Origin of the sequence: Desulfofundulus thermobenzoicus (assembly GCF_009428905.1) — a bacterium.
Taxonomy (GTDB): Bacteria; Bacillota; Desulfotomaculia; order Desulfotomaculales; family Desulfovirgulaceae; genus Desulfofundulus_A; species Desulfofundulus_A thermobenzoicus.
This window is the reverse complement of the sequence record NZ_WHYR01000265.1, coordinates 1-390: the sequence shown is the minus strand read 5'-3', so window position 1 is coordinate 390 and position 390 is coordinate 1. Positions and strand designations below refer to the sequence as shown.

Sequence of the window (390 nt, the reverse complement as noted above, 5' to 3'; positions counted from 1 at the left end):
CCCGAGCCGCTCACCAATCGTCGCAGCTGCAATGACGAGAGATAAAGTTGAAGTTAATAAAAAGCCGGAGCCAATGACCTTTTTCATGTCATACCATTTTTTCAAATAAAGAATCGGAATGAGCTTACTTATAAGCAGCGCAATAAACAGCAGCGGAATCATGATCATGATGTTTGGGTCCTTAAACAGTGCCCATATATTCAGATCTACTCCGACCATCACAAAAAAGATCGGGATTAAAAATCCATAGCCAAATGAGTCCAGCTGCTGAACGAGCTCTTTATTTGGCGAAAGAAGGGACACAAGCACGCCAGCTAAAAACGCCCCAAGAATATTTTCAGCCCCGAGTGATTCAGATAAGGCAACTAAGACTATAATGAGAGTAAAGAT

1 protein-coding gene is annotated in these 390 nt (G+C 42.1%); it reads right to left on the bottom strand.

Annotated features, from left to right (window positions below; translation table 11 throughout):
- On the bottom strand, positions 1 to 390 hold a 390-nt coding region (locus GFC01_RS18565; RefSeq protein ID WP_194175056.1), incomplete at both ends, for a cation:proton antiporter domain-containing protein.